The organism is Micromonospora deserti, from assembly GCF_003236335.1.
In the GTDB taxonomy this organism is placed as follows: Bacteria; Actinomycetota; Actinomycetes; order Mycobacteriales; family Micromonosporaceae; genus Micromonospora; species Micromonospora deserti.
The window spans coordinates 1-8,192 of sequence record NZ_POUB01000268.1 but is presented as its reverse complement, the minus strand read 5'-3'; the positions used below and the strand labels follow the sequence as shown (position 1 = coordinate 8,192).

The following is an 8,192-nucleotide window of genomic DNA, read 5'->3' as shown; positions in this document are numbered from 1 at the left end:
GGGCGGAAGGCGTGGGCGGTACGCGGGGTGGACCTGCGCGTCGACCACGGCGAGCGGGTGCTGCTGCTGGGGCCGTCCGGCGCCGGCAAGAGCACCCTGCTGGCGGCGCTGGCCGGGCTGCTGCCGGAGGACTCCGGCGAGCGGGAGGGCACCGTCGAGATCGACGGGCTGGATCCGCGCAAGGCCCGGGAGCGGGTCGGCATGGTCTTCCAGGATCCGCAGAGCCAGTTGGTGATGGCCCGCTGCGGCGACGACGTGGCGTTCGGGCTGGAGAACCGGGGCGTGCCGGCCGGGGAGATCTGGCCGCGGGTGGACGAGGCGCTGCGCCGGGTCGGCTTCCCGTACCACCGGGACCGGCCCACCGCGGCGCTCTCCGGCGGCGAGCAGCAGCGGCTCGCCCTCGCCGGGGTGCTCGCCCTGCGCCCCGGGCTGCTGCTGCTCGACGAGCCGACGGCCAACCTCGACCCGGCCGGCGCGACGCTGGTCCGCGGCGCGGTCGCCGGCGCGCTGGACGACGACACCACGCTGATCCTGGTCGAGCACCGGGTCGCCGAGGCGCTGCCGCTGGTGGACCGGGTGGTCGTGCTGGAGGCCGGAGGCGGGGTCCGCGCCGACGGCACGCCGGCGGCGGTCTTCGGCACGCACGGCGACGCGCTCGCCGCCGATGGGGTCTGGGTGCCCGGCCGGCCGGTGCCGCCGCGCCGGGCCGCCGCGCCGGCCGGCGACGTGCTGCTCACCACCGAGCGGCTCGGCCTGCCGCCCCGGCTGGCCGCCGTCGACCTGGCGGTACGCGCCGGCGAGGCGCTCGCCGTGCTCGGTCCGAACGGGGCCGGCAAGTCCACCCTCGCGCTGCTGCTCGGCGGCCTGCTGAAGCCGGGCGCCGGCGGCGTACGGGCGAGCGTCGAGCTGGCCGGCGGCGACGCCCGCACCGCGCCGCACCGCTGGCGTGCCCCCGCGTTGGCCCGCCGGATCGGCTCGGTCTTCCAGGACCCCGAGCACCAGTTCGTCACCGCCACGGTCTTCGACGAGCTGGCGCTGGGCCCGCGCCGCACCGGAGCGCCCGAGGCGGCCGTCCGGGCCACCGTGGACGCGCTGTTGGCCCGGTTGCGGCTGACCAGGCTCGCCGCGGCCAACCCGTACACCCTCTCCGGCGGGGAGGCGCGGCGGCTGAGCGTGGCGACCGCCCTGGCCACCGCGCCCCGCCTGCTGATCTGCGACGAACCGACCTTCGGCCAGGACCGGCGGACCTGGCTGGAGCTGGTGGACCTCTTCGCCGAGCTGCGCGACGCCGGGCACGGGCTGGTCACGGTCACCCACGACGCGGAGTTCGTCGCCGCCCTGGCCGACCGCCACCTCACCCTGGAGCGGTCATGACCGCCGCACGATCCGGGCCGGTCACCCGCCGGCGGCGCGGCCGGGGGCGGCCGTGATCAGCCTCGAACCGGTCGCCGCGCCGGGCGCGCCGCTGGCCCGGCGCAACCCGGTGGCCAAGTTGACCGCGGCGCTGGTCTTCTCGTTCATCCTGGTCGCCACCCTGGACCCGGTGGCGCCGGCGATCGCCGTGGCGGTCGAGCTGGCCGTGCTGCCACTGTTCGGCGTCCGCCTGCGGGTGCTGGCCCGGCGGGCCCTGCCACTGCTGCTCAGCGCGGCCGGCATCCTGGTGACGCTGGTGCTCTTCGCCGCCGAGCGCTCCGGCCGGGTGCTGGTCGAGGCCGGGCCCGTGGTGGTGACCTCGGGGGTGCTGCTCACCGCGCTCGGCCTGGTGCTGCGGATGTTCGCTGTGGCGCTGCCCGGCGTGATCGTCTTCGCCACCACCGACGCGACCGACCTGGCCGACGCCCTGATCCAGAACGCGAAGGCCCCGGCCCGGTTCGCCATCGGCGCGCTGGCCGCCTTCCGGCTGGTGCCGCTGCTCGGCCAGGAGTGGCAGATGATCAGCATGGCCCGGCGGGCGCGCGGCGTGGAGGCGGGCCGCAGCCCGCTCGGAAAGCTGCGGTTGTTCGTGTCGACCGCGTTCACGCTGCTGGTCGGGGCGATCCGCCGGGGCACCCGGCTGGCGGTGGCGATGGACGCCCGCGGCTTCGACGCCGGCACCCCGCGTACGGTCGCCCGCCGGCAGAGCTTCACCGCGGCCGACGCCCTGCTCGTCGTCGCCGCCGGCGCGCTCGCCGCCGTGGCGCTCACGGTCAGCATCCTCCTCGGCACCTTCCGCCCGCTGCTCGGCTGATCCCTCCCCAGCGCTCCCCGCCCGGTGTTCCGCCTACCGGCCGGGAAGCATCATCGGAGTCGCATGTTCGCATGTCTGCCGTGAACCGGACACCCGACGTTCCCCTCGCCGGACGAGATTGGCCCGCGACGTCTCCTCCGACCCGACAGGAGCAGCACCACATGGGCCACGGCCACGCGCACCACCACCATCACGACCCGGTCGTCGCCGCCGACGTACCCCCGGCGCTCGACGTCTCCGTCCCGGACGCGGAACTGTCGCCCGGTGACCTCAGCCGGCGCGGCTTCCTGCGCAGCGCCGGCCTGCTCGGCGCCGGCGCGGCCACCACCGTGCTGGCCGCCGGGACACCCGCCCACGCGGCCAGCCACGACCACGGCCCCGGCGGCGACCACGGCCGCACCGGCGAGTTCCGCTGGCTCGCCGGCGACCACCACATCCACACCCAGTACAGCTCCGACGGCATGTACCGGGTCGTCGACCAGGCCCGGCACGCCCGGGCGTACGGGCTGGACTGGATGGTCGTCACCGACCACGGCAGCGCCGCTCACGCCAAGATCGGCGTGGAGCAGGTCAACCCGGACATCGTCGCCGCCCGCGCCCAGCTCAGGGACCTGCTGATCTACCAGGGCCTGGAGTGGAACATCCCGGCCGCCGAGCACGGCACCGTCTTCGTCCACCCCGGGCGCGACGAGGTCGCCGTCCTGAAGGAGTTCGAGAACTCCTTCGACGGTTCGGTCACGGGCGCCTCGGACTCCACCCCGGCCAACGAGGCGCTGGCGGTGGCCGGCATCCGCTTCCTCGGCGAGCAGGTGCGCCGCCGCCGGGTACAGGGGGCCCTCTTCCTGGCCAACCATCCGGCGCGGCGCGGCGTCGACTCGCCGCACGAGATCCGGGCCTGGCGGGACGCCGACCCGACGGTCGCCATCGGCATGGAGGGCGCGCCCGGGCACCAGGCGGCCGGAATCCCGGCCGCCGAGGGTCCGGGTCGCGCCCGCGGCTACTACGACAACAGCCCCTCGGCGAACTCGTACCCCGGCTACCCGCTGGAGAGCTACCGCACCTGGGGCGGCTTCGACTGGATGACCGCGACCGTCGGCGGGCTCTGGGACAGCCTGCTCGCCGAGGGGCGGGCCTGGTGGATCAGCGCCAACTCCGACTCGCACGTCAACTACCTGGACACCGCCACCCGCGGCCCGGGCGGCGACTTCGCCACCGACGGCCGCTACCCCGATCCGGTGCACGGGCCGCTGCTGTCCAAGGCCGGCGACTTCTGGCCCGGCTTCTACAGCCGCACCCACGTCGGGGCCGCCGGCTTCGGTTACCGGGCGGTGATGGACGGCCTGCGGGCCGGCCGGGTCTGGGTGGACCACGGCGGGCTGATCAGCGGGCTGGACGTCCGGGCCCGGGTGGCCGGCGACCGGCGCCGCACCACCGGTACGCCACTGGGCGGCGTGCTGCGGGTCCGCAAGGGCGTTGAGGTCGAGCTGACCATCGACATCGACCTGGCGAACACCCCGAACTGGTCGCAGTTCGTGCCGCGGCTGGCCCGGGTGGACGTCATCGCCGGCGCGGTGACCGGCCCGGTCGCCGACCCGGACGCCTTCACCGCCCCGCGTACCCGGGTGGTGAAGTCCTTCGAGGTCGGCCGCAGCACCGGCCGGGTCTCCTTCACCTACTCGTTCGGTCGGGTGGCCGAGCCGTTCTACGTGCGGCTGCGCGGCACCGACGGCAACCGCAGCGCCCCCGGTCTGATGGGCGCCGCGGTCGACCCGGCCGGGCCGGCGCTGGACGTCGCCGGGGCCGCGGACCCGTGGCAGGACCTGTGGTTCTACGCCAACCCGATCTGGGTCCTGCCGCAGTGATCCTCGGTCTCAGCCTCGGTCACCGGACCGTCCGGGAGGCCGAGCACTGGCTGGGCGGGCACGTGGCACCGCTCGGCCTGCCGGACCTGGTCGCCTGCACTCATCTGGTCGCGTCCCCGTACCCGCACGTGGCGCTCAGCGTGGCCGTACCGGCGGCGACGGACCGGTTGGCCGGGCTTCCGGCCACGCCGCCGCAGCTGCGGGCGGCGGCGGAGCGGGCCGCGGGCGAGCATGCGGCCCGCAGCTCCGGCCGGGCCGTGCGCTACCCGGGCTCGGACCGGATGGTCGGCACGCTGACCGTCGCCGAGCTGCTCGCCGGCAGCGCGGTCGAGCGGGTCGTGGTGCTCGGCGGTCCGCCGGCCGGGCCGGAGACGCCGTTGCACACCCGCGACTTCGTCCGGCCCCGGTGGCAGGCCGGCGAGCTGGTGCTGGTGGTCACCCCACACCGGTCGGGGGGCGTCGCCCCGTTCGAGGTGCCCGACCCGACGCCCTGCTGCGCCGACCACTGAGGGCGGCCGGTGTGGTCGCCGCCGCCTACGGCGACCACACCGGCCGCGGAGCGGTCAGCTGCGCCGGAAGGCGTACCGGCGGGTCTGGCCGGCGCGCTGGCTGCTCCGGGCCGCGACGGACCGGCCAGCGGTGACGGCGGGGCCGGCCTTCGGCGTGGCCGGCCGGACCGCCGGACCGCCCGCGCCGTCGACCGGCAGCGCCGGCACGTCGGGCGCGGCGACCGGGTCGAGATCGGCCGGCGTCAGGTCGGCGACGGTCGGCGTGGGCCGGGGGGTACGGGACTTCTTCGGTTTGCGCCTGGCAGGCATCCGGGCCTCCTTGGTCTGCGGACCGTCCGGCGACGCGGCGACGCGGGGTCGCGGCGTCCGGGGCCGGATCGGTCGCGTCTGCTGGGGACCGCGCTGGCGGGGCAGCCACGGTCGGACAGGTGAGGGACGTGTCCCGGGAACGGCCACGATGGACACCGCCGGTAAGCGGCAGGTGTGGAACGCGGACGCCCGGGAGCGCACGGACCGCGGCGCGGGGCGGCGGGCCGGCTCGGAGGTGGGGCGTCAGTTCCGCATGCGGGCAGGCTATCCCGGCGGGGCGGGCCCGCGCAGCCGAATTCCTGGCGGGCGGTGGACCTGGTCGCCGCCGTCGTGAGGGCACCCGGCACCGGCATGGGCCCGGGGCCCTCGCGGCTGAGCGCGACGGGCCGGTGACCGGCTGCCGATGACGCGCCCGCACCACCGCGCCCCCGCGCTACGGTCGCAGCGGGTACCGACAGCGAGAGGTGGCGGGACGGATGGCCGAGCAGGCGACAGCGCAGATCGGGGTGACCGGGCTGGCGGTGATGGGCCGGAACCTGGCCCGCAACCTGGCCCGCAACGGCTTCACGGTGGCGGTGCACAACCGGTCGCCGGAGCGTACCCGCAGTCTGGTCGCCGAGCACGGCGGCGAGGGGCGGTTCGTGCCGGCCGAGTCGATGGCGGACTTCGTCGCCGCGTTGGAGCGGCCCCGGGCAGTCATCATGATGGTCAAGGCGGGCGGGCCGACCGACGCGGTGATCGACGAACTGGTCCCGCTGCTGGATGCGGGAGACATCATCGTCGACTGCGGCAACGCGCACTTCGCCGACACCCGCCGCCGCGAGGAAGCGCTGCGCGGCCACGGGTTGCACTTCGTCGGCACCGGAGTCTCCGGCGGCGAGGAGGGTGCGCTGCGCGGCCCGAGCATCATGCCGGGCGGATCGGCGGAGTCCTACCGCAAGCTCGGGCCGATCTTCGAGCGGATCGCGGCCCAGGTGGACGGTGTGCCGTGCTGCCGGCACATCGGCCCGGACGGCGCCGGGCACTTCGTCAAGATGGTGCACAACGGCATCGAGTACGCCGACATGCAGCTCATCGCCGAGGCGTACGACCTGCTCCGGGCCGGGCTGGGCGCGGAGCCGGCGGAGCTCGCGGAGATCTTCCGGGACTGGAACTCGGGCGAGCTGGAGTCATTCCTGATCGAGATCACCGCGGACGTGCTGGGGCACACCGACGCGGCCACCGGGCGGGCGTTCGTCGACGTCGTGCTGGACCGCGCCGAGCAGAAGGGCACCGGCCGCTGGACCGTGCAGAGCGCGCTGGACCTGGGCATCCCCATCACCGGCATCGCCGAGGCGACCTTCGCCCGGTCGCTGTCCGGGCACGCCGACCAGCGCGCGGCGGCCCGCCGGGCATTCCCCGGCGCGGGCGGGACGTGGCAGGTCGGCGACCGGGACGCCGCCGTCGAGGACGTCCGCCGGGCGCTGCTCGCCTCCAAGATCGTCGCGTACGCGCAGGGCTTCGACCAGATCCGTGCGGGCAGCCGGGAGTACGACTGGAACATCGACCTGGGCGGCACCGCGACCATCTGGCGGGGCGGTTGCATCATCCGGGCCCGCTTCCTCGACCGCATCCGGCAGGCGTACGACGAGCAGCCGGAACTGCCCACGCTGCTGGTGGCGCCGTGGTTCGCCGACACGGTCAACGACGGGGTGCCGAGCTGGCGGCGGGTGGTGGCCGAGGCGGCGCGGGCGGGGGTGCCGGCGCCGGCGTTCGCCTCGTCGCTGGCGTACTTCGACGCGCTGCGCGCGGAGCGGCTGCCCGCCGCGCTGATCCAGGGGCTGCGGGACAACTTCGGCGCGCACACCTACCACCGGGTGGACCGCGAGGGCACGTACCACACCCTGTGGGCGGGCGACCGCTCCGAAGTAGAGGCGTGACGCCCGGGTCAGCCCGGCCGAGCAGATGACGCCGGGAGCGGCCCCGGCGGTCGCATACCTCCGGCTCCCTGTCGAGCTGCCCCCACCGGTGAGACCATTCGCTCGCCCGGCCGGTGGATCCCGGCGGACAGCCAGCGACCCCGCCCTCTCTGCCCCATCTATGCGGGCAGCTCGACAGGACGCGCCGGACCCCGCCCGCCCCGGCGCTCCCCGCATGTCGACAGCTCGCCAACGAGCGCGCCCCAGCTGCACCACAGGACGACAGCACGCGCCGCGTTCGCCGGCCGCCGCGTCAGACGAACGTGGCGTGCATCTCCCAGACCAGGATCTCGGCCGGCTCGGTGGCGGTGACCCGCTGCCCGCCGGTCATGCTCAGCCGGGCCGCGTCGCCGGTGCCGAGCAGGCCGCTGCCTTCCAGGGTCACCGCGCCGCTGGGCACGTAGAGGTGGACGAAGGGCGCCTCCGGGAGGATGGCCTCCTCGCCCGGGCTCAGCCGGCCGACGTGCAGGGTGGCGTACCGGTTGCGGATCCGGATCGCCGAGGCGCCGTCGTACCGGTCCATGCCGGAGGCGACCGGCACCAGCCCGCCGCGGAGCAGCTGGTCGTCGATCTCCACCTGCTCGTAGCCGGGGTCGACGCCGGTCTCGTCGGGCAGCACCCACATCTGGACGAAGTGCACCGGGTCGGTGTGCGGGTCCCGGCCGTCGAGCCGCCAGGAGTCGTTCTTCTCGGAGTGCAGGATGCCGGTGCCGGCACTCATCCGCTGCGCCAGTCCGGGATAGATCACCCCGGAGTGCCCGGTGGAGTCCTGGTGCACCAGCGACCCGCGCAGCACCCAGGTGACGATCTCCATGTCCTGGTGCGGGTGGGTCTCGAAGCCGGCACCCGGGCGGACCACGTCGTCGTTGTTGACCAGCAGCAGGCCGTGATGGGTGTTGGCCGGGTCGTAGTGCCGGGAGAACGAGAACGAGTGCTTCGAGTCGAGCCAGGAGATCCGGGTGGCGAAGCGCTCGTCGGCGCGCCGGATGTCGACCGCCGCCGCCGGTGCCGTCACCGGGGCACCGCGTGGGCGTCGTTCCCGGGCCGCACGGCCGCCCGCGCCCGGTTGTCGGGGCCGGTCACCAGGCACGCTGCCCGGTCTCGGTGGGCGCCCAGGTCAGGGCCGGCTCGCCGGTGGCCAGCTCGGCGATCTCGCCGGAGCGCAGCCGCGGCGCGTGGCCGAGCTCCTGGCAGTGCTGCTCGGCGATCTCGGCCTGCCCGCCGTAGTTCACACAGAACTGCAGGGTCAGTGTCGTGTTGCCCCGGGACATCTCCTCGGCGGTGCGCAGCTCGGAGATCACGCTCTTCCACAGCCGCCCGGCCCGGC

At 75.5% G+C, this 8,192-nt stretch carries 7 protein-coding genes and 1 pseudogene; 5 read left to right on the top strand and 3 right to left on the bottom strand.

Annotation, left to right across the window (positions count from 1 at the left end; all coding sequences use genetic code 11):
* The 4 genes from C1I99_RS26325 to C1I99_RS26310 form a co-directional block, all read left to right on the top strand.
* The coding region (locus C1I99_RS26325) for an ABC transporter ATP-binding protein (RefSeq protein WP_233512727.1) at nt 1-1,374 on the top strand (1,374 nt) is incomplete at its 5' end.
* A 52-nt stretch (nt 1,375-1,426) separates the two neighbouring features.
* Complete coding sequence (locus tag C1I99_RS26320; RefSeq protein WP_111136877.1) at nt 1,427-2,227, top strand: energy-coupling factor transporter transmembrane component T family protein; 801 nt, start codon at nt 1,427-1,429, stop codon at nt 2,225-2,227.
* Between the two features lie 161 nt (nt 2,228-2,388).
* Nucleotides 2,389-4,089, top strand: coding sequence for a PHP domain-containing protein (locus C1I99_RS26315; RefSeq protein WP_111136876.1), 1,701 nt, complete (start codon nt 2,389-2,391; stop codon nt 4,087-4,089).
* Nucleotides 4,086-4,598 carry a hypothetical protein gene (locus C1I99_RS26310; protein WP_233512726.1) on the top strand — a complete coding sequence of 171 codons (513 nt, stop codon included), beginning with the start codon at nt 4,086-4,088 and terminating at the stop codon, nt 4,596-4,598. Before C1I99_RS26315 ends, C1I99_RS26310 begins: the two co-directional genes overlap by 4 nt.
* A gap of 54 nt (nt 4,599-4,652) precedes the next feature.
* Here C1I99_RS26310 and C1I99_RS26305 read toward each other — a convergent pair whose 3' ends face one another.
* Complete coding sequence (locus C1I99_RS26305) at nt 4,653-4,907, bottom strand: hypothetical protein (RefSeq protein WP_111136875.1); 255 nt, start codon at nt 4,905-4,907, stop codon at nt 4,653-4,655.
* A gap of 476 nt (nt 4,908-5,383) precedes the next feature.
* Between C1I99_RS26305 and gnd the strand changes: the two genes are divergently transcribed.
* Complete coding sequence (gene gnd, locus C1I99_RS26300; RefSeq protein WP_111136874.1) at nt 5,384-6,826, top strand: NADP-dependent phosphogluconate dehydrogenase; 1,443 nt, start codon at nt 5,384-5,386, stop codon at nt 6,824-6,826.
* Between the two features lie 292 nt (nt 6,827-7,118).
* Here the strand turns inward: gnd and C1I99_RS26295 are convergent, their stop codons facing one another.
* A complete protein-coding gene (locus tag C1I99_RS26295; RefSeq protein ID WP_111136873.1) occupies nt 7,119-7,880 on the bottom strand; it encodes a pirin family protein in 762 nt (253 codons plus the stop codon).
* Between the two features lie 184 nt (nt 7,881-8,064).
* Nucleotides 8,065-8,192, bottom strand: a pseudogene (locus C1I99_RS33470) (undecaprenyl diphosphate synthase family protein); the annotation flags it as partial.

Bases quoted from the DNA above. Each gene is read 5' to 3' on its own strand.
- C1I99_RS26315 (WP_111136876.1), top strand. From the start codon at position 2,389: ATGGGCCACGGCCACGCGCACCACCACCATCACGACCCGGTCGTCGCC.
- C1I99_RS26305 (WP_111136875.1), bottom strand. From the start codon at position 4,907: ATGCCTGCCAGGCGCAAACCGAAGAAGTCCCGTACCCCCCGGCCCACG.
- gnd (WP_111136874.1), top strand. From the start codon at position 5,384: ATGGCCGAGCAGGCGACAGCGCAGATCGGGGTGACCGGGCTGGCGGTG.